A 20,195-nucleotide genomic window follows, 5' to 3' on the forward strand; every position below is an offset into this window, starting at 1 on the left:
GCATTTTCTAAACTGGCCGCATCTACTGACCGAGAATAGCCAGCGCGGCACGCAAGGGAGAAAGCGAGAGCCTGATCAACCCGTCGAGCGGAGTGTTCATCTCTTCGATCAAAAAAATCGCCCCGGAAGTCGAGACGGCGCCAAGAAACAAAGTTGCAATGACCGTCCCGTTGAAAGGAGCAAACAGACCAAACGCGCCGAAGATAATGGACAGCCACAACACCAGAGCGATCAGCAACGGTATCGGGGTTGAGCCCTGCGCCTGCAAAATTGCCAGCCATCGGACAGCCTGTATTTCATCCGCGAACTGAATGGCGCGTGCCTGCAGTTCGTGCTTCTTCGCAGTGGCTGGCGAGAGATCATCCAGCCTGCGTTGCAGGTCTTCAACCCGGGCCACTGCCTCGGCGCTACCGAGTCTCGCCATCTGCGCTGGGTCGCCGGACGCAAGTATCTGGATCTGCTGCCCGAAACTCCTCTTAAGCAAACCGCGGATCTCCTGCGTTTCCGGTCCATAGTGGGCGAGCACCCGGTCAAGACGAATGACACTTGCGGCATTGCGCACAAGCTCGCCGTTGACCGCATCGAACGAACCTTTGGCCGACGAGATCAGCAGGCCAAGCACCAACGCGGCCATTGTGGCGATCAGCCCGGTTGCCAGTTTGACGACACCGATCGATTCTTCGCCAAGATGATGGGCCGGCAGCAGAGCACGCACATACAGCCCAAGTAGCGCGCTGCCGAATACGCATACAAATACGATCAACGCGATGACAAGGTGGATCATTTCTCTATTCTGCGTTTGCAGTCGTGCACGTATCGCGTATCGGTATCCAGGCAACTCTGGCAGGCGTCATGAATCGCATACTCGATCCGCAAATGAAACATAAACGAGGACTCGACAGAATAAGTCGAAGATACTTGATCATGACGCGAGCTCCGTTCGAAAAAGTAACTAGCGGTGCAAAGCGCACTCCCGCCCAGGGTTCTTCTCGAGTCACGTCAATATTGGTACTTGCTTGCCGTCAACATAATTGAACTTTAGTGCAATCGTGCCTTCGCAAACGCTTGAAAGCAGCCTTTCTCCCCCGCTATTCTGGCGATAGTCCAACCGCAACACACGCTTACATGCGCGCCCTCGTCGGGGTGTCGTTAGTGGCGCTATGCGCCCATGGGCGCAGCGCCGCCGGTTCCTTTTCCCGAATCGCTGGAACATCACGCTGGCGGGTGAGCGGGAGATTTCAGAAGTATTTGCATCTTCGTCCGCCATGCTGAGTTGATCCACACGGGATTCTTATATCTTCAATTGCATCCCTGACTGTTTGCGGTCTTGTAACAGGTCTTTCCGCTCGGGCTCCTGTATACGCCCTTTCCATTCTTTGTCTTGGCCTCACCGCCATTGCTTGTCCGGGTCGCCGTCACTCCGGCCTGATTCTTCTGAGCCTTCCACGCGTTACCCGTGTTCGGGTTATAGCCACCAGCTGTCTGTCCGTTGCCGCAAACGGTGACACCGCGTGCGTTAGTGGTGCACTCCGCGAATGCGCTCGAAGACAGCAGCACACATGCCAACAAAACTAGAATTCTCATGACCGCCTCCTGATTTGACCGACGCGAAGTCGTCGCACCGACCAGTCGCGTTACTTAATGGTAGGCGACTTTGGCTCACTTCCTGTCCGTCATTCGGCGACCACTTCGTAGAACCATATTCGCAACTGATTCATCTATCTTCGTGCGAAAAATTGCTCGACTCTTCACGAGTCCGACATAGCCTCCAGGACACAGCTCGGATCATAATGAACAGTCTGCATGTCGCTCAGTTCCCGACCGATCGGAGACAAAGGTCACGTAAATGCTTGGAGCATCGATCGACGCGGTGTCGCGGAAAGTCAGCAGCATTCGGCACGCGATTGCAGGTGTGGCCCTGCTCTGGTCTGCTTTGACGTCCGCACAGGAAATGGAGCCGCGCGCCTATTCGGCCGTCCCGATCAGAACCAACTTTGTGGTGGCGGATTACGCACGATCGAGTGGCGGGGTCTCGCTCGACCCCGCGCTGCCCATTACCGGGCTAGAAGCCACAATCAATACGTATTCACTCGGCTATTCCCACAGCTTTGGCATCGCGGGGCATACCGTCAGCTTCGCAGTGTCGGCGCCTTATGCCAATGCGGATCTGACTGGCAACGTCGAGGGCGCGCCTGGACAAGCTTACCGGTCAGGACTGGGAGATGTGCGTTTCAGGGTTGCCGTGAATCTACTGGGGGACCCCGCGCTCACACCGGAGGAATTCGCGCGACGTAACCCTTCCACTATCCTGGGTGTCAGCCTGAGCGTGATTGCGCCAACGGGCCAGTACGTGCCGTCCCGGCTGATCAATATCGGTTCGAACCGCTGGTCGTTCAAGCCTGAGATCGGATTGTCACAACCGCTCGGCAACTGGTTCGTGGAGGGCGCGGTGGGCGTGTGGCTCTTCACCGACAATACTGATTTTTTTTGGCGGCCGGCAGCGCAGTCAGGATCCGCTCTTTACGTTCCAATGGCACGGCGGCTATAACTTTCTACCCGGCCTGTGGATTGCTGCGGACTTCACGTATTTCACGGGCGGTCAGACCAGCGTGAATGGCGTCAATGACCGTGATCTGCAAAGCAATACTCGCTACGGCATCACGCTTTCGGTGCCGCTTGCTACGCAATGGTCGGCGAAGCTTGCATGGTCGCATGGACTCACAACACGCGTGGGCGGCAACTTCCAGACATTCTCTGGTCGCTCTTCAATACCCCTGGTTCAATCGCTGATCCCGGCTGCTGCGTGGTGAGAGGGCTTTCAGCCTGGGCTGCAGATTTTCCACCCGCGCGGTTGCCTCTGAGCTTCCAGGTCCAGCTAGTTGCGAACAGTCGCGGGAAGCAAGTACCTGAAGCGACGCCGTATAGCCGACTATGAACACCCGTTCGATCGGGTTGTGCGAACGCAGCCGGTCGGCGCCGTGCCCCTCAAGGCGCCGGCACCACACGGTAGTACACGCCGTTGGCACCGTAGGCGGGCTGGAACCATGTGTTGCCGCACAGGTAATATGCACTGCCATGAACCGTGGGCTGCGCACAGCCGGCCGGCAGCGCCGCGTAGACCGCGCCCATCGCAAACCTCGTACTCACCGGGACGGCTACAGGTTGGGCTGCCGTTGCTCCGGCGACCACTCCCGCGTTGTAGGCGTTCGATGTCGCTGCGGCATTGTTGGCGTTGGCAATGGCCGCGCCGGTCGCCACTCCAACCACTGCGCCTGCGGCAGCCGCACCCGCTGTGGACCAGCCTCCGCAGTTGTAACATCCGGAGCCGTAGTTATTCACGACGACCGGTGGATGGTACGCAGGGTATCTGCCGCCGTAATAAGTATTGTGATACGCAGTGGCGCCCGAGGAGTTGGTGTAGGTTGTGTAACCGGATCCCGTGGCGTGCGACGCCGTAGCGCCATAGTTGTTGGTAGCGGTCGTGCCCTGGCCGTAGGTGTGCGTCGCGCTGCCGTATTGATTGCTTGCAGTCGTCTGCCCCGATCCTTGAGCGTGCGTCGCCGTGCCGCCGTAGCGGCCGGTCGCCGTCGTGCCCTGACCGTAAGTATGCGTTTCGCTGCCCCCTGCAAAGTTGCTACGGGTCGTAGACCCCGAACCCGGAACGTGCGATACGCTTCTTCCATAAGCGCCGGCATGCGACCACGCGCCGGCTGGCCCTGCCGCGAGCGCCGGAACAAGGAGCGCGACCAGACGAATGACGACCTGTCTCATGACGCCTCTCCTCATTGAGTCTTCGCCTGCATCTTCGGCGGTGGCTTCATTCCCGGCGCATCCGTGGCGTCCGGGCGCGCGAACGCGATCCGCGACGCGCTGGCCGCCTGGGGAGAAGCAAAGGCGTCTGCGGAAACGGCGACATCCAGCTTCCAGTTCGTGAGTGCCAGCACGTGGCGCAGGCGGGCGCGATCGTTGAGGTAGACAGCGTAGATCCGCCGCGGAAGTTTGTCCTCTGTGCCGATCCAGGCCTGCACGAAGACATCGCCCGTAATATAGGCCACCATGTCCGTCGTCGTGTTGTCGACCACGATCGATTGACCGATATAGAACGCAAGCTTCAACCCGTCGGCGATATCCTTGTAGGGATCCGTGACGATCACGTCGGTAAACGGGAAATAGATCGCGCCTTTGACGTAGGCAGCCTCCAGCGCGGCGTCGAGGGTCGGTGGCGCGTCGGCGACGGCGACCAGGTTCTCCTTCGGCGCAAAGGCCATCATGGTCTTACCGTCGTAGTAGAACTCCGATGGTGGCCCGTCGCCAAGGGTGATGACCTTGAGCTTGTTGGGCCGCTGCAACGTGACTTCTGATTTGGTCGAATAGATGAGCGGGGGGCCGAGACGGCTCGGACTCTCATAGGAGACGACCGCCGTGAACGACATCGACTGGGCCGCCGCAAGGCGGGCGCTGGCCGCCTTGAGGATTTCGATCGCCCGTGGCTCGAGTCCGGCCTGATACGCCGGCGCCGCGGCCTTCGCCGCTGGCTTGGCCGCCTTGTGCGTCTGCTGGGCGTTGCCGCTGGCTGCGAGAAACGCGCCCAGCACGACGGCGGTTATAGCCCACTTCAGTTTCTCAAAGGTCATCGTGACCTCGCTGAGTAACTCATTTTGCGGCGCCCCCGGAGACAATCACGGAATCATGCCGCACTCGAACATCTTGTTGGCGATCGGCGCTGCCACCCTGTTGATGAACTCAGCGCGCATCTGCGGATCAGTGTGCAGCAGTTGCAAGGCACGCTGTTCGGCCGGCGACTTCGGCTGACTCTGTTTCTGGGATTTCTCCTGCCACAGTTGCTCGCAAGTCGAGTTCTGGTACTTCTGGACGATCTTTCCTGCAACCTCGTCCAGCATCGGGAACTGCTGGGCATTGACAACACCCGAAAACAGCAGCGCTGACCCCAGCGCAAGCCGCAGAAAACGCCTGGTCATGACCTTGCCCTCAACAGTGATAGAACGGTCCGCAGTATGGAAAAGCGGGAAGATCATCGCTCCCATAGAAGCAACCTGTTTCCCGCATGACTCCGTGCGCCTCCTCCGGCTCCATCCGACTAAACACATGCACCCACGTTAAAGACTACTCATCCCGTACGGATGCCGCTATTGGACCTTGGTACTACATGGGTGCGATGGGACCGATCGTTATCCCCGCACGCTCAAGCCTTCTCGCCCGGATGAGAGCATGAAATGCGATCAGCAGATCTCCCCATACCGCCGTCCGCGGCAACCGATGCCACGCCATCCGACCGGCAAAGATCCAGCTTATGCGCTGAGACGCTTACGATTCATCGCGGTAGCGTTTGCCGTATGGCTGCGGCAATGTCTCGGCTCACCGCAGCCAGTGCGCGGCTGTGGGCGGCCGCGATGGCGATGTAGCCCGGTTCCGTTACCGGTTCGTGCGCGACGGTATGACCGGTTACCAGCGCAGCCTGTTCAGGAGGATGCACGGTCCACAACGCATCGATGGTGACCGAGTCACCGGGCACCGAATCGAAACGCAGGATGGCGACGCTAACTCGATAGCCCCCTGCCTCCCCACCTTGCGGAAAAACGGACACGTTGCCGGTACCCAGCAACTGCACAAGATTGCCCGCGATCGCCCGCGGGATATTGCTCTTGAGCGATTCGCCCCAGCGCGCGAATTCGTTCACCGCGACCTGATTGTCTGAGACGCGCGTCACCATCTGCGGACGGTCGACGAGTTCCGGCACTGTCACCGGACCAACCACGATGCCGATCGGCACGGCGGGGCCGCTGCGCTCGAGCGTGGCATCGGAACTCAGTGTGTAGAAGCCAGCCCTCGGCGAACTGCAGCCCCCAAGCGTCCCGATCTCGAGCGCAGCAAGCAGGCACAGGAGTGAACGCATCATTTCTGATCCTCCGGTTTTCCCCGAATCAGCGCTTCCGGATGTCGTTCGAGATAATCCGCGAGCGTCCGGAAGGCAGCCGCCGTGCGCGCCAGCTCGCTCAATGCGTCCCCTGCACCCTGCTGCAACGGCGAGTTGGGCAGCAACGCGTTGTTCGCCGAGTCGAGCGCCTTATGAGCCGCGATGAGCGTCTCGCGCGCCTGCGGCGTAACTTCAGTATCGAGCCGCTTGAGCAATGTATTCGCCTCGACAAGCGTCTGTTGCGCGCTCTTGCCGATCGCGTCGAACGGGATCTTGTTCAGCTTGGTCATCAGATTCGTCAACGAGTCCTGCAGCGATTGCAGATTGCCCGGCGTGGTCGGAAATTCAGGCGGGGTCTTGTCCCAATTCATTGAGGCCTTCGCGGCATTAGGGAAAAATTCGAGCGCGATGTACAACTGCCCGGTAATCAGGCTTCCTGTTCGCAATTGCGCCCGCAGCCCACGGTCGACGAGGATGGTCGAGAGCTTCCGGGGGTCCCTTGTGACTCTGCCGGCTCCTGCTGCGCCCGACTCGTAGCGCGAAGTGAAGCGCTCCGGATAAAGGTGGATCTCGACCGGAATGCTGAACTGCCTCGTGACCGGATCGAAGCGGGTATAGATCGCCGTCACCTCGCCCACGGTGATCCCGCGGAAGTCGACCGGTGCGCCGATCGTCAGCCCGCGCACCGATTCGGTGAAATTCAGCACGTAGGTATCCACGATGTTGTCATGGCGCTTCATCGCATCGGCAAAGTTATCGAACAGTTCGAATTGCGTCTTCACAGCGGCCTCGGAGATGTCTGCCGTATCCGGAGGCGTCAGAAACGCGAGGCCGCCGATCACGATGGACACCAGCGACTGGGTGTTGACCTTGACGCCCGTGGCATCGAGCGAGACGTTGACACCGCTTGCGTGCCAGAACCGCGTATTGCTGGTCACAAACCGGTCGTAGGGGGCGTTGACAAACACGTTGAGCGTCACGCCCTTGCCGTCGCTATCAAGCTTGTAGGCCGTGACCTGACCAACCTGCAGGCGTCTGAAGAAGATGGGAGAGCCCACATCGAGTGAGCCCATGTCATCCGATTTCAACACGAACTCCCGTCCCGGAACGTCGCTCGCAAAAACAGGCGGTGTTTCGAGGCCCACGAAGTCGCGCTGGCTGGTTGTCGACTTGCCCCTATCCATGCCGATAAACGAGCCGGACAGCAGCGTGCCAATGCCGGACACCGTGCCCCCCGAAATGCGTGGACGCACGACCCAGAAGCGCGTGTTGTCGACAAGCATATCCGTGGCATCCTTGACAATCTCGGCGGTCGCCACGACGCGTGTGTGGTCCCTCGTCAGCGTCACGCTTTTGACGACCCCGATGTCCACGTTCTTGAATTTGATCTTGGTCTTGCCTGCCTCGAGCCCTTCGCCGGTTGCAAAGGTGATCGTGATGGTCGGGCCCTGCTCGATGACCGCCTTCACGGCAAGCCAGCAGCCGATCAGCACCGCGATGATCGGCACCAGCCAGATCAGTTGTAGCCGCCAGCGCGGGCGCGGCGTAGCGACCGCCTCGGGGATCTCGGGCGGAATGTTACCGGGAGGCCTGGACATGATTCTTCTCCGCCCGGTCCCAGATCAGGCGCGGGTCGAACGACATCGCGGCAAACATGGTAAGAACGACGACCGAGCCAAAGGCAATCGCTGCCGGACCGGCCTGGATGGTCGCCAGCGCATTGAACTGGACAAGCGCGACGAGCATCGTGATGACGTAGATGTCGAGCATCGACCAGCGTCCGACCAGCTCGACGACACGATAGATGCGCGTCCTTTGCTCGGGTTGCCACCTCGAGTGAAACTGGGTCGAAGCCGTCAGGTACACCAGCGCGATGATCTTCAGCATCGGCACCGCGATACTCGCGATGAACACGACGACTGCGAGCGGCCAGGAGCCTGACGTCCACAGGTAGACGACACCGCTCATGATCGTGTCTTTTTCGCTACCGAACAGGGAGCTGGTGTTCATGACCGGCAGCACGTTCGCCGGAATGTATAGAACCATCGCGGCAATCAGAAACGCCCAGGTGCGGGTGATGCTGTCCGGCTTGCGAAAATGAAGTTGGGCGTCGCAACGCGGGCAGCGCGCATCATGCGCATGCGCGGCAGGTTTCGACAGCAATCCGCAGCTATGACAGACCATCAAGCCACAACCGGCCGCGGAAGGAGCCGGCAGTGCTGTCGCGCCGCCTGCCCCCGGGCCGACACTCTGCTCACCATGATTGATCCGCGCCCACAGCTCGCGGGGATCGAACGCCGCGCTGGCAGCCGCCAGCAACAGCATCAACGCTCCGAACGACCATAGCGCTACACCAGGCACCACACTCGCAATATGCGCGAGCTTGACGAGCGCGACCAGCAGCCCGAGGATCAACACCTCGGTCATGCCCCATGGCTGAGCCAGATGCAGGAGGCGAAAGACCAGGTCCGCCCGATACGGAACACGCCTTAGTCTCAGTGGCACCAGCAGGTACGCCATCGCAACGGTCTGCACGGCGGGCATCAGGATGGTGGTAGCAAACACGAGGCCCGCGAGCGGCCAGATCCCGTCGCGGTACAGCACGCGCACCGCGCCGATCAACGTGGTCTGGACGAGGTCACCGTTCACCGCCAGGCCGACGATCGGGTACGCGTTAGCGACGATAAACAGGACAATCGCCGTGAGCGTGAAGGACAGCGCGCGATCGAGGCTGTCGGGATGACTCCGGTACAACTCGGCACGGCACCGGCAACAGCGCAGCACGCCGTTGGGTGGCAACGGCGTCTCCCGCTGCAACAGGTCGCATTCGTGACAGGCGAGGAGCGGTCCGGTTGTCATCGCGCCAGCCCCGCAACTGCCTGGTTCACTTTCCGCCCGGCATCGGCGGGCTGTTGTGAATCCTTGTGCGTCATCTTTTCTGCTGTGACCACCCAGCCGCCGCCCATCGCCTTGTATAGCGCGATGACAGAACTGAACACTGTGCCGGTGGTCTGGGTATAGCTGAGCTGGGCGTTAAACAGACTGCGCTCGGCGTCCAGCACCTCGATGTAGCTCGTATAGCCGCCCTCATAGCGCAGCCGCGCAAGCCTTGCATAGTCACGCAGGGCATCCACCTGGCGACCCAGCACCGTCAGTTGCTCCTGCGATTTCTGTAATCCGATAAGCGCATCGTCGACCTCCTGAAACGCCACCTGGATCGCCTGCTGGTACTGGATCAATGCCTGTTGCTGCTGGGCTTCGGCCTGCTTGACCTGCCCGCTGATGCTGCCGGCAGTGAAGATCGGCACCGTCAGCGAGCCGGCATAGGCCCAGATCTTCGCCGGCCCTTTAAACAGATTCGAGAACTCCCCGCTTGCCGAACCAAACAGCCCAGTCAGGGAGATCGACGGAAAATAAAGCGCGCGCGCCGCACCGATCAGCGCGTTCGCGGCAACCAGGTTCTGTTCGGCCTGAAGAAGATCGGGGCGCCGTTCGAGCAGATCTGAGGGCAGCCCCGCCGGCACGACAGGAATCGCCAGTTCCGACAGTTGCCGACCGCGCAGGATGTCGCCCGGGTTATGGCCCATCAGCACCGAAAGCGCGTCTTCCTGCTGGGCGATCTGCGCCTCCAGCTGCGGGATCGTCGCGGCCGATGCCTCGTATTCCGACTGGCTCTGCGCGAGCTCCATCTGCGACACGTCGCCGCCCTTAAACCGCAACGTGAAGACGTGTACCGACTCCAGCCGGCTTTCGGTGGTGGCCTTTGCGATCGCAAGCTGCTGGTCGAGGCTGCGCAGATTGATGTAGGCGGTCGCCACCGACGCCACCAGCGAAAGGATCACCGCGCGGCGCCCCTCCTCGCTCGCCAGCAGGCTCGCGCGCGCCGACTCTGTCTCACGGCGCACCTTGCCGAACAGATCGATTTCCCACGCCGCCGAGAGCGTCTGCTGGAAGTCGTTGAAGACCGGCGACACCCCCGCGGGCAGCGGCAAAGGTCCAGCTTGCGACTCCCGCTGGCGTCCCGCCTGGAAGCCCGCGCTCACCTGCGGAAACAACCCCGCGCGGGTTGTGACGAACTGACCGAGGAACTGGTCCACGCGCGCGGCCGCGATCTTGATGTCCTTGTTGTCGGCGAGCGCGGTGGCAATCAGCTCGTTCAACACGGGGTCCTGGAACTGCTCCCACCATGCGGCGTTGGCAACCTCGGCGGCTTCGCCGGATTCGAAACGGAACGTCGCCGGTGTATCGATCGTCGGCCGTACGTAATTGGGACCAAGCAGACACCCCCCCAGTCCCACAAGGACGGGTACCAGTACCGGCAGGAACACTGAGCGACGCATGTCATTCGTCCTCGCGTCTCGCGGACGGCGTGACCTTTGGCCCGCCCGTGCCCGCGTCAACACCCGCCGAAGGTCCATCGCCCGATGCACCACCGCTCGGCCCCGGGGTTTTCTTGCCGCCCGATTTCTCGGACATCGTCTCGAGCACATAGAAGAACATCGGGATGAAGAACACGGCGATCGCGGTGGCGCCGAGCATGCCGCCGATCACCCCTGTGCCGATCGAGTGGCGGCTGTTCTGCGATGCGCCGAGTGCAATCGCCAGCGGCACGCAGCCGAGAATGAACGCGAGCGAGGTCATCACGATCGGGCGCAGCCGCTCCTTCGCCGCGGAGACCGCCGAGTCGTACACCGACTCGCCCGACTCGCGGTTGATCACGGCGAACTCGAAGATCAGGATCGCGTTCTTCGCGGCGAGCGCCACCAGCATCGTCAAGCCGATCTGGAAGTACACGTCGTTTTCGAGGCCGCGCAGCATGATGGCAAGCAGCGCGCCGAACAGCGCGAAAGGCACCGCCATCAGCACGCCGAACGGCAGACTCCACTTCTCGTATTGCGCAGCGAGAATCAGGAACACCATGATGAGGCCAAATACGAACACCAGCCCCGACGTGCTGCCCGCCTTCCTCGCCTCGTACGCCTCGCCGCTCCACCCGAGGTTATAGCCCGGTGGCAACACCTCATCGCCGAGCTCTTCAATGGTGGACAGCACCTGCCCCGAGCTGACGCCGGGCTTGCCATTGACGGTGAGTTTCACCGCCAGGAAATTGTTGAAGCGCGTCACCAGAACTGGACCGGTGGTGTACTCCGAGGTCACCACCGACTTGAGCGGCACCATGTTGTCGGTCTGGCTGCGAACGTAGATCCGGTCGAGATCCTGAGGCGTGAGTCGGTACGAGGGTTCGGCTTGCAGGATCACCTGCCACAACCGGCTCGAACGGTTGAACTGCGACACATACAGCGAGCCGAACATCGTCTGCATCGCGCTATACACGTCCTGTATCGGCACGCCCAGCGTCTCCGACTTGTCGCGGTCCACGTTGACCAGCAACTGCTGCGATGAGCCATTGAAGGTCGATGTCACGCGTTGCAGTTCGGGCCGCGCCTTGGCTTTCGCGATGAACTGGTCCACCACGCCGGCCAGTTGCGCGATCGTGGCATCACCCTGGGCCTGGATCCATACCTCCGTGCCGCCGGTCGTGCCGAGGCCTGGAATCGACGGTGGATTAACCGGGAGGATGATCCCCTCCTGGACCTTCGACAGGTTTTCGTATGCGCCGATCAGCAACGCGCGCGCATTTTGCGTTCTGATGTTGGCAAACTTGTAGCGCTCATCAAAACCCTTGAGACCAATAAAAAACGTGGCGGAGTTGTTCTTGTTCTGGCTGTCGAGCAGGCTGAACCCGTCGATAGTCGTGACGCTGCTCACGCCGTCCTGCTTCGAGAAATAGTCGATGACGTGCTGGGAGACGGCCCCCGTGCGATCGAGACTCGCTGCATCCGGCATGATGACCGCGCCAAGCAGGTAGCCCTGATCCTCGGGCGGCAGGAACGATGTGGGGACCGACCTCATCATGACAACCGCAAGCGCGATCATGCCCGCAAAAAGCAGCAGCGCCACGACAAAACGTTTGATCACCAGCTGCACCATGTTCGAATAGCTGTTCGTCATCCGCTCGAACCAGCCGTCGAACCATTTGAAAAAGCCCTTCTTTTCGTGGTGCCCCGGCTTAAGCAATATGCCCGCCAGCGCTGGCGACAGCGTGAGTGCAACCAGCCCCGAGAACACCACCGAGATAGCGATGGTGATGGCGAACTGCTTGTACAACTGTCCGGTAATGCCGCTCAGGAACGCCACCGGCACGAAAACCGCGCACATCACGAGCACGATCGCCACGACCGGCCCGGCGACTTCGTCCATCGCCCGCTTGGCCGCGTCTTTTGGACTCAGCTTGTACACGCTCATGTTCCGTTCGACGTTCTCAACCACCACAATCGCATCGTCCACCACAATGCCGATCGCCAGAACCATGCCGAACAGCGTCAGCATGTTGATCGAGAAACCGAGCAGGAGCATGCCCATGAACGTGCCCATGATCGACACCGGCACCGCGAGCACCGGAATCAGCGTCGCGCGGAAGCTCTGCAGAAACACGAACACCACGATCACGACCAGCACGAGCGCTTCGAAGAAAGTGTGAACCACGTCAGAGATGGATGCGCGGGTGAAGTCCGTGGTATCCATCGCGATGTCGTAGTCGATGCCTTCCGGGAACTGCTTCTTCAACTCCGCGAGCGTGGCGCGCACCTGCTTCGACACATCGAGCGCGTTGGCGCCCGGCTGCTGGTACACCGCGAGGACCGTGGCGGGCTTGCCCTGAAACCGGCTGCGGATCGAATAATCTTTCTGGCCAAGTTCAGCCCGGCCGATGTCCTTGAGCCGCACGATCGCCGCGCCCCCGTTTTCGGCGCGAATGATGATGTTGTCGAACTCCGCCGGACTGGTCAGCCGGCCCGTCGTGGTGACTGCAAACGACTGCTCGACGGGTGTGCCAGTTGGCGACTGGCCGATGCTCCCCACCGCGAACTGCTGGTTCTGGTTGGACACCGCCCTCTGCACATCCGCCGCGGTGACGCCCAGTTGAGCCATGCGATCCGGTTTCAGCCAGATGCGCATCGCGTAGTCGGGCGTGCCGAAGATACTCGACTGATTCGCGCCCGGTATGCGCTTGAGCGCATCGAGCACATAGATGTTGGTGTAGTTGGCGATATAGGTCGCGTCGAAACGGTTAGTCGGCGAATAGACGGCAATCACCATCATGAACGCCGAGGACTTCTTCTGCACCTGGATGCCCTGCGACTGCACCGAGGACGGCAATTGGGGCAAAGCCAGGTTCACGCGGTTCTGCACATCGACCTGCGCCAGCTCGGGGTTCGTGCCGATCTCGAAGAAGGCGTTGAGGGTATAGTTGCCCGTCGACGAACTCGACGAGTACATGTAGATCATGTTGTCCGCGCCGTTGACCTGCTGCTCGATCGGCGCCGCCACATTGTTCGCGACCACATCCGCGCTGGCCCCCGGGTAAGTGGCGGAAATCGTGATCTGCGGGGGCGTGATGTCGGGATACTGCGCGATCGGCAGACTTAGCATCGCCAATGCACCCCCGAGCGTAATCACGATCGAGATGACTGATGCAAAAATCGGCCGGTCGATGCAGAAGCGGGAGATGTTCATATCGGCCGCCCGTCACTTCGTCACGGTCTGGCCGGACTGCCGCGCTGCGAGATGCTGTGGCTCTTCTCGCGGCGCATTGGAGGCAGCCGGCTGACTGGCCGGCTTGGGCGCGCCGGTGATCTTGAGCGGCGTGTCCGCGATAACCCGGATCGCGCCATCGACCACGATGCGTTCGCCGGGATGCAATCCGTCGGTGATGAACCAGTCGTCGCCATGCCACTCACCGGGTTCGACCACGCGTTGACGGGCTTTGGACTCGTTATCGACCACCCACACGAAATGACTCTTCGCCCCCTGCAGGACCGCGCGCTGAGGCACGAGGATCGCATTCGGACGGATTGCGCCCGAGACGCGCGCCCGCACAAATTGGCCCGGACGCAGGGTGCCCTGCGGGTTGGCAAACGACGCGCGCACGAGGAACGTGCCCGTCTCGGTGCTGAACGCCGGATTGGCAAAATTGATGCGGCCGGTTGAAGGAAACACCGTGCCATCGGCCAGAATGACCGAGACCTCGAAATCGTTGTTAGGGGGAAACACGAGCTGCTTCTTTTCTATCTGACTGCGATACCCGAGCAACTCGTTTTCGGAGACGCTGAAGTTGACCCACATCGGGTCGAGTTGATAGACGGTAGTCAGCAATCCGTTTGCGGCGGCAGTCACATAGCTACCGTCCTGCTGTTTGGCGAAGCTCGACAGGCCGTTCAGCGGTGACTTGATCGTCGTATAGCTGAGATTGAGCTCCGCAGTCTCGACCTGGCCCTGAGCGGCGATCACGGCAGCTTCTGCCTGCTTTTCATTGCCTGTCGCATCGTCAAGATCCTTCTGGCTCAAGGCGTTCTGCCTCGCGAGCGGGACCACTCGCGCCAGATTGGCTTTCGTCACATAGAGCCTCGCCTGTTGCTGGGCAAGCTGCCCTTTTGCTGTCTGCAGCGCCGCTTCGAAAGGCTTGTGATCCATCAGAAAGAGTGTCTGCCCGGCGTGGACCAGCTGACCCTCGGTGTACACACGTCGGTCGAGAAAGCCGTCGACGCGCGCACGAATCTGCACCTCCCGTGAGCTTTCCGTCTGGGCGGTGAATTCGAAGTCGACCGGCGTATCGTGCGGCTCGACTGTCATCACCGTCACTTCGACAGGTCCAGTTGAAGGCAGTCCTGCCGGCTTGTGACAACCGGCGCACAGCGCCAGCGTGGCACACGCGAGCACCAGTCTCAGATCACCCCTTGAGAATCGTTGCAGGCAGGCATTCAGCGGCGCGCATTTCATGGCATCACCTGTCACGGCTAATTGGGCGTGCAAACCAGACCGGACCAGCAAGGCGAGCCGGACGCGAAGCGCAGGCACTGTCTGTTCATGGGGTATCCCTCCCGCAACGAACGATGTCTACTGGACCGTATAGCCGCGGCCAGACATGCAGGCCCCCACAGCCCGGTTGAAGGTCGCCATCTGCTGGGAGACCTGCTGCTGACCCGCCTGCTGCTGTTGGGCCGCAGCCTGGTTGTTACGGCGTTGCCGCACTCCGCCAACCATCGCCCCCGTGGCCGCGCCGATCGCCGCGCCCGTGCCCGCGTTGCCGCCGATAGCTCCACCCACAGCGCCCACGGCGGCGCCGCCGGCAGCGCCCCTGACCGCGCCTCCCTGCTGCGGCGGAGCAGTCGGTTGACCGGACTGCTGTGCAAGTGCGACAGGATCGACACCCGTGTTCTGCTTCGCCCAGACCTGACACTCACCGAGGTCGGTTTGCTGACGCTGCTGGCTTTGCCCCTTGGAGGGATAGAAAATCGGCTGCTGGGCGAATACCGGCCATGCCACCAGAAGGACGGCCAGTCCAGTTGTGACGCGCGGCGATACTTTCATGACCCGGCCCTCCGTAAGGACACTCCGGTTCAGGTTGTTCACACCCATCACAGATCAAACTACCGCGCTCACTCGTGCGGATCATTCAACGTGTCAGGGGCTCAGTGGCGTAATCTTCTGGCCTTGCACGCCCATGCCAGCCATCAGGCCTGACTGACCAAAGATGAACGCATAGACGTCCGACTGCATGGTAGTCGTGGTCATCGTTCGGGCTGTACCCTCGTCCATGACCACGACACTCGGACCGACGCCAACCGACCAGCCCTGGCTGCTGTTCAGGTAATTGAGCGCGGCGGGAGTCATCAGGAACATCGCTTGCGAGAAGCTTTGTGCGCCAGCCTGCAGCCCGTATGAAACCGCCGTCAGGTTGTAGTAGCCAAGCACCTTGCCGCTGGGGTCGAACAGCACGCCATCGCCTTCCTGTCCGCCTACCAGCAGACCTGCCTTGACGATGCCCGGAAACACCAGGACAGCCGTTGCCTTGTTTCTCAGGTCGTCGGCCTTTGGTGTGGTCGCAATCAGTGTCTTGTACGCATCGCGTGCCTTCTGTTCCAGTTCCGGGCGCCCGGAACTGGCCGGCGAACTGGTCGATGAACTGGAGGTGCCCATGTTCGAACACGCGACAGCAGCGAGAACGATCGGGACCATTGCCACAAGACGCAAAAATCTGAACATGATGACGCGCTCCATTCAAAAATCTTCGATGCCTGATCGCGTTGCGTAGCGGCCAGCGATGCGCCTTACGCACCATTTTTCATCCCGCGAACTTAATATTGGTTGCCTTCTTAACCAACGACAATTGAACTTTGGTCTCATACGGCAACCGGCACGCGGGCTCCCCATGCTTACGGCGTGCCCTGTATGGCCGCACGCACTGTCTTGATGAATAGCTCGTCGTTGAACGGCTTTGGCAGATAGGCCACCGCGCCTCCCGAGAGCGCCTGCGCCCTCATGTTGATGTCGTCATGCGCCGTGATGAATACGACAGGCAAGCCGCTTCCTGCCAGACGTCTTTGCACCTCCAGTCCGTTCAAGCCCGGCATCTGGATGTCGAGAATCACGCAATCTGGCCGGTACGAGGGCATCGACGACAGCGTGTTCAGGAATTCCTCGCCGCTCGAGTACGACTCGGTCGTGAAACCGACGGAGCGCAATAGTCGTTTGATCGCCCGGCACACCGACTCATCGTCATCGACGACGACGACAAATGGCGTGGTATTTCCCATTTTGAATGGTCCAGTGTCGGGGATAAGCGAGCACTCGCCTACCCTAAAGCACTAGACTAAGGGACGCGAACGGATCACGGTATTGGACTTTGGTCGTATATGCGGGCGCGAGACATGACACCCGGCGTGTGCGCTGAAAAACCGTGCGGCCGCGAGGACCTACCGGAACGGCCGGTTGTCGGCTGCGGAAAGCATGTCGATCCTGTCCAGGATGTGCACGAGCTCCGCCACCGACGTGACTTCCATCTTCGTCATGACTCGCGCACGGTGCGCTTTGATCGTCTGTTCGACCGTACCGAGTTCGCTCGCTACCTGCTTGTTCAGGCGCCCTTCGGCGACGAGCGCCATGACTTCCCGTTCACGTGGCGTCAAACGATCGAAGCGGCAGCAGAGCGCATCCCGTTCGCAACGCATGGCGTAAAGCTGTCGGGCGCGCTCGAGCGCCAGCTCGATCGCGCCCAGCAAGTCGGCGTCGCGCACAGGTTTGGAAAGAAAATCGGACGCACCGGCCTTCATTGCGTGGACGGTCATCGCAATGTCGCCGTACCCCGTGATGAAGATGATCGGGCATGCTCCATCCAGCTCGCGTTGCAGTTGAAGACCGTTGACGTCCGGCAACTGAACGTCCAGCACCAGGCACGAGGGACATGCGGCAAGGCTGGCAGTGGCCAGGAATTCGCTTGCTGAGGCAAACACCTCGACACGGTAACCTGCGGACCGGATCAATCGCGCAAGGGCGGTACGTACGGAATCGTCGTCGTCGACGACGAACACCACCGGCTCAGGGTATCCCATAGCGTTTACCGCGACTCCTGGTGCCCTGCCGCGTTACCTGTTGGCAACGTGACATAGAACGTCGCGCCTCGATCAGTATTGTTCTCGGCCCATAGCCGCCCACCGTGGAGTTCCACGATCGACCGGCTGATCGACAATCCCAGCCCGAGGCCATGGGGCTTGGATGTATAGAACGGCTTGAAAATGGTATCCAGCTTGCCTACCGTGAGCCCGTGGCCGCAGTCGCGCACGGCAATGCGCGCCATGTCGTCACGCTCCCGGCTTAGCGTAATCAACACCACACGCTCGCCCGGCGATACCGCGCTCATCGCATCGAATGCATTGAGAAGAAGGTTGAGCGTGACCTGCTGCAACTGCACCTTGTCGGCATACACGGCGGGGAGATCGTCGCGTATATCGGTTGTCACCCGCATCTGGCGCAGGATGGCATCGCTGTGCAGCAGCAGAACGACGTCATGGATCATGCTAGCCAGATCGAGTAACGCGAACTCCGCGTCCCCCTTCCTGACGACTGCACGAATGCGCCGGATGATCTCGCTGGCGCGATAGTCGTCCTGGACGACGTCATTCAGAATCTCGCGGACCTCGGCGACATCGATTGGATCGGCCGACATGAACCGCAGCGCCGCCTGCACGTTGCTGAGGATCGCCGTCAGCGGCTGGTTCAGTTCGTGCGCAAGCGATCCAGCGAGTTCGCCCATGGTCGAAACACGCGTCACGTGGGCGAGATCCTGCTGGTTTCGGAGCAGCGCATAGTGATCCGTCCTGTCCTCGATGAACATCAGGATCGCCCCGCTACCCTTAATGGAAGCTCGCAGGAAACGGATTTCCCCGGGGAAGGCCGATCGGTCCTTGCGTACCGCATTGAGGCTGTGCATGGAACTGGCGGGCAGGCCGTCCGACGTCGACAGAAAGCCATCCTGATAGGCGGATTTGCCGTTGATCCACAGTTCGGGAATGAGTCGGGAAACCGGTTCCCCGATCAATTCACCGCGCCCGTAGCCAAAGAGCTTTTCCGAGTGCAAATTTGCCAGCAGGATCTCGCCCCGGTCGTCCAGCACCAGAATCCCGAGCGGCAACAATTCCCATAGCTCTGGAAAACAGTCCTCCAGAAACTGCTTCCCGGAGATTCTGCCGGTCGGGACGGGCCGCTGCGGCGTGCCGTCGTGGTGTGTATGAGACCGCCGCCCCGTGGCCGTAGCCCAGTGAAAAGCCTGAACTGTGGCCACGCGGCATCTCCCCTCAAACGCCTGCTTCGCAGGTTGTCCTTGATGGGACCGCATTGTCTCCGGACCCGATACATCGTCATGAGCTGGCTTACCATGCGAGGCATCCGATCTACCGCGCTCCTTCGAAGTCGCGAAGAAGTTGGCAAACCTTGTCATCGACCACACGGGCAACCGTTGGGCGCCGACGCCGGTCATCAAAGGCTGAGCCATCCGGGCAGGAACATCTTCCTGTCCGGGTCCATTGCGCGACGGCATAAGCCGGTTCCGCCGCGATCGCGCGGTCAGCAGCCACAGGATGATCGCTGCCAGCGCAAGGACAACTGCCGGCAAGATGATAGCCACGGCAAATGTTTCCCCTGAGGTGCTCACACGGCAAGATGGCCCGAGGTCACGATGCGAACTAATGTGCCAATACAAAACGTACAGGCGTCGTGTTGTGAGCGGTTAACTGCGAAACGCTTGCTGCAACCGTGCGTGACAAACGCCGTCTTCTTCGCGAGGATAAACAGGGTTACGCCACACTTCGGGTACTGACCGGGCGAAACAAAACTCATACAGCGAACGGGCGGAACCACGAAAACAGAACATCACCGGGCACGCACGGTCCCACAACATTTGTCGAACAACAGGCAGACGAAGATAAATCAGACTGCGTATCGCCAGACAGCTGAAACGGTAGTCAAAAATACCGTGTGCGCCGACGCTATCAATTCGATCGACAATTTACCGAATCGAATCAACGCAGCGGGTTATTAACGGCGGACAGAATAAACGACCAGGAGCCGATCCATTTTCGCCAATCAAAGTCCTTCTATTCTAGGCACGCCCATCGACAAGACAATCGTTTTTACTCAATTTACCCGGTCATGCCGGTAAAGACGGCCGACGTCAGGCTGTCCCGGGACCTGCTCGAATTTGCATCACAACCGGGCCTTTGCGGCACTTTTACGTGTATTGCCACGTTGAAACCGCCGATGACATGAGATATGTAACACCTTCATCAATAGCGGCTTCAACCCGATAGTCAGTCAAGAGCCACATAGAGATTTCTCGCGCATTCTCTGCGACGATCGAACGTACGGAAAACTGTCATATTGGCCAGCGACGTGGATTGCGCGGTCAAGCACTCCTCCTCTGATCGTTTGTCGAACGACGCAACGGCAGAAGCCAGTCGAGTTCTCAAGCGGAAAAGACCATGGACTATCAGGGCACTCGCGAAATTGAGCACGGAACTTCGTGCGCGAAAGCCTGGCGGCTGCCTGTATGAGCGGCGGATGCGACCAAAGTCTAATTGCGCGCGGAATTCGCGAGATCTAGATTGATGGAATTGGATCGAGTTAAGGGTGCCGGCCATCGGCTCGAAGAATGCTTTCCGCGCCTTGCGGGGACGCGCTCGCCCAGGCCCGATCTGCACAGCGCAATCAGTGATTCCTGTCGGGTACTCAGGCCTGCGTATCGGTGCCTACAGGCTATGAGATCCGCGCAATCGGCCAGTAGAGCTGGCGGTCAGGTCAGTCTTCCTGCGGCTGGTTGAACCGTGACATGCAGGACCGGCAAAGAGGTGCCGCGCAGACCCGACGC

16 protein-coding genes are annotated in these 20,195 nt (G+C 60.6%); 1 reads left to right on the forward strand and 15 read right to left on the reverse strand.

All coding sequences use genetic code 11. The features are described 5' to 3' along the window. Nucleotides 1-22 precede the first annotated feature (22 nt). Nucleotides 23-784 (reverse strand): hypothetical protein, encoded by a 762-nt coding sequence (locus P3T23_RS33245; RefSeq protein ID WP_429320309.1) that lies wholly within the window; start codon nucleotides 782-784, stop codon nucleotides 23-25. Nucleotides 785-1,846: 1,062 nt separating this feature from the next. Here P3T23_RS33245 and P3T23_RS33250 point away from each other — a divergent pair. Next, on the forward strand, nucleotides 1,847-2,548 hold the full coding sequence (locus P3T23_RS33250) for a transporter (protein ID WP_429320310.1): 702 nt from the start codon (nucleotides 1,847-1,849) through the stop codon (nucleotides 2,546-2,548). A gap of 437 nt (nucleotides 2,549-2,985) precedes the next feature. Here P3T23_RS33250 and P3T23_RS33255 read toward each other — a convergent pair whose 3' ends face one another. The 14 genes from P3T23_RS33255 to P3T23_RS33320 form a co-directional block, all read right to left on the reverse strand. Continuing rightward, complete coding sequence (locus tag P3T23_RS33255; protein ID WP_429320311.1) at nucleotides 2,986-3,771, reverse strand: hypothetical protein; 786 nt, start codon at nucleotides 3,769-3,771, stop codon at nucleotides 2,986-2,988. Between the two features lie 11 nt (nucleotides 3,772-3,782). Next, a complete protein-coding gene (locus P3T23_RS33260; RefSeq protein ID WP_429320312.1) occupies nucleotides 3,783-4,595 on the reverse strand; it encodes a DUF2092 domain-containing protein in 813 nt (270 codons plus the stop codon). Nucleotides 4,596-4,679: 84 nt separating this feature from the next. Next, complete coding sequence (locus tag P3T23_RS33265) at nucleotides 4,680-5,045, reverse strand: hypothetical protein (RefSeq protein WP_429320313.1); 366 nt, start codon at nucleotides 5,043-5,045, stop codon at nucleotides 4,680-4,682. Nucleotides 5,046-5,332: 287 nt separating this feature from the next. Beyond that, on the reverse strand, nucleotides 5,333-5,917 hold the full coding sequence (locus P3T23_RS33270) for a PqiC family protein (protein WP_429320314.1): 585 nt from the start codon (nucleotides 5,915-5,917) through the stop codon (nucleotides 5,333-5,335). Then, on the reverse strand, nucleotides 5,914-7,533 hold the full coding sequence (locus tag P3T23_RS33275; protein ID WP_429320315.1) for an intermembrane transport protein PqiB: 1,620 nt from the start codon (nucleotides 7,531-7,533) through the stop codon (nucleotides 5,914-5,916). Before P3T23_RS33275 ends, P3T23_RS33270 begins: the two co-directional genes overlap by 4 nt. Then, nucleotides 7,514-8,794 (reverse strand): paraquat-inducible protein A, encoded by a 1,281-nt coding sequence (locus P3T23_RS33280; RefSeq protein WP_429320316.1) that lies wholly within the window; start codon nucleotides 8,792-8,794, stop codon nucleotides 7,514-7,516. Before P3T23_RS33280 ends, P3T23_RS33275 begins: the two co-directional genes overlap by 20 nt. Further along, nucleotides 8,791-10,275 carry an efflux transporter outer membrane subunit gene (locus P3T23_RS33285; protein WP_429320317.1) on the reverse strand — a complete coding sequence of 495 codons (1,485 nt, stop codon included), beginning with the start codon at nucleotides 10,273-10,275 and terminating at the stop codon, nucleotides 8,791-8,793. The genes P3T23_RS33280 and P3T23_RS33285 overlap by 4 nt, the downstream gene beginning before the upstream one ends. A 1-nt stretch (nucleotide 10,276) precedes the next feature. After that, nucleotides 10,277-13,510: an efflux RND transporter permease subunit gene (locus tag P3T23_RS33290; protein ID WP_429320318.1), complete on the reverse strand. Its 3,234-nt coding sequence runs from the start codon at nucleotides 13,508-13,510 to the stop codon at nucleotides 10,277-10,279. Between the two features lie 12 nt (nucleotides 13,511-13,522). Continuing rightward, entirely contained in the window at nucleotides 13,523-14,773 is a 1,251-nt protein-coding gene (locus tag P3T23_RS33295; protein WP_429320319.1) for an efflux RND transporter periplasmic adaptor subunit, read from the reverse strand. Nucleotides 14,774-14,890: 117 nt separating this feature from the next. Further along, complete coding sequence (locus P3T23_RS33300; protein ID WP_429320320.1) at nucleotides 14,891-15,364, reverse strand: glycine zipper family protein; 474 nt, start codon at nucleotides 15,362-15,364, stop codon at nucleotides 14,891-14,893. Between the two features lie 93 nt (nucleotides 15,365-15,457). Continuing rightward, nucleotides 15,458-16,039, reverse strand: a complete 582-nt coding sequence (locus P3T23_RS33305) for a YSC84-related protein (protein WP_429320321.1) — start codon at nucleotides 16,037-16,039, stop codon at nucleotides 15,458-15,460. A 170-nt stretch (nucleotides 16,040-16,209) separates the two neighbouring features. Beyond that, entirely contained in the window at nucleotides 16,210-16,590 is a 381-nt protein-coding gene (locus P3T23_RS33310; protein WP_429320322.1) for a response regulator transcription factor, read from the reverse strand. Nucleotides 16,591-16,749: 159 nt separating this feature from the next. Continuing rightward, a complete protein-coding gene (locus P3T23_RS33315) occupies nucleotides 16,750-17,385 on the reverse strand; it encodes a response regulator transcription factor (protein WP_429320323.1) in 636 nt (211 codons plus the stop codon). Nucleotides 17,386-17,390: 5 nt separating this feature from the next. Further along, on the reverse strand, nucleotides 17,391-18,614 hold the full coding sequence (locus P3T23_RS33320) for an ATP-binding protein (RefSeq protein ID WP_429320324.1): 1,224 nt from the start codon (nucleotides 18,612-18,614) through the stop codon (nucleotides 17,391-17,393). Between the last annotated feature and the right edge of the window lie 1,581 nt (nucleotides 18,615-20,195).

It is taken from the genome of Paraburkholderia sp. GAS448 (assembly GCF_050435685.1).
Taxonomy (GTDB): Bacteria; Pseudomonadota; Gammaproteobacteria; order Burkholderiales; family Burkholderiaceae; genus Paraburkholderia.

Bases quoted from the DNA above. Each gene is read 5' to 3' on its own strand.
- P3T23_RS33255 (WP_429320311.1), bottom strand. From the start codon at position 3,771: ATGAGACAGGTCGTCATTCGTCTGGTCGCGCTCCTTGTTCCGGCGCTC.
- P3T23_RS33245 (WP_429320309.1), bottom strand. From the start codon at position 784: ATGATCCACCTTGTCATCGCGTTGATCGTATTTGTATGCGTATTCGGC.
- P3T23_RS33280 (WP_429320316.1), bottom strand. From the start codon at position 8,794: ATGACAACCGGACCGCTCCTCGCCTGTCACGAATGCGACCTGTTGCAG.
- P3T23_RS33265 (WP_429320313.1), bottom strand. From the start codon at position 5,045: ATGGGAGCGATGATCTTCCCGCTTTTCCATACTGCGGACCGTTCTATC.
- P3T23_RS33315 (WP_429320323.1), bottom strand. From the start codon at position 17,385: ATGGGATACCCTGAGCCGGTGGTGTTCGTCGTCGACGACGACGATTCC.
- P3T23_RS33305 (WP_429320321.1), bottom strand. From the start codon at position 16,039: ATGTTCAGATTTTTGCGTCTTGTGGCAATGGTCCCGATCGTTCTCGCT.
- P3T23_RS33290 (WP_429320318.1), bottom strand. From the start codon at position 13,510: ATGAACATCTCCCGCTTCTGCATCGACCGGCCGATTTTTGCATCAGTC.
- P3T23_RS33250 (WP_429320310.1), top strand. From the start codon at position 1,847: ATGCTTGGAGCATCGATCGACGCGGTGTCGCGGAAAGTCAGCAGCATT.
- P3T23_RS33300 (WP_429320320.1), bottom strand. From the start codon at position 15,364: ATGAAAGTATCGCCGCGCGTCACAACTGGACTGGCCGTCCTTCTGGTG.
- P3T23_RS33270 (WP_429320314.1), bottom strand. From the start codon at position 5,917: ATGATGCGTTCACTCCTGTGCCTGCTTGCTGCGCTCGAGATCGGGACG.
- P3T23_RS33285 (WP_429320317.1), bottom strand. From the start codon at position 10,275: ATGCGTCGCTCAGTGTTCCTGCCGGTACTGGTACCCGTCCTTGTGGGA.
- P3T23_RS33275 (WP_429320315.1), bottom strand. From the start codon at position 7,533: ATGTCCAGGCCTCCCGGTAACATTCCGCCCGAGATCCCCGAGGCGGTC.
- P3T23_RS33295 (WP_429320319.1), bottom strand. From the start codon at position 14,773: ATGAAATGCGCGCCGCTGAATGCCTGCCTGCAACGATTCTCAAGGGGT.
- P3T23_RS33310 (WP_429320322.1), bottom strand. From the start codon at position 16,590: ATGGGAAATACCACGCCATTTGTCGTCGTCGTCGATGACGATGAGTCG.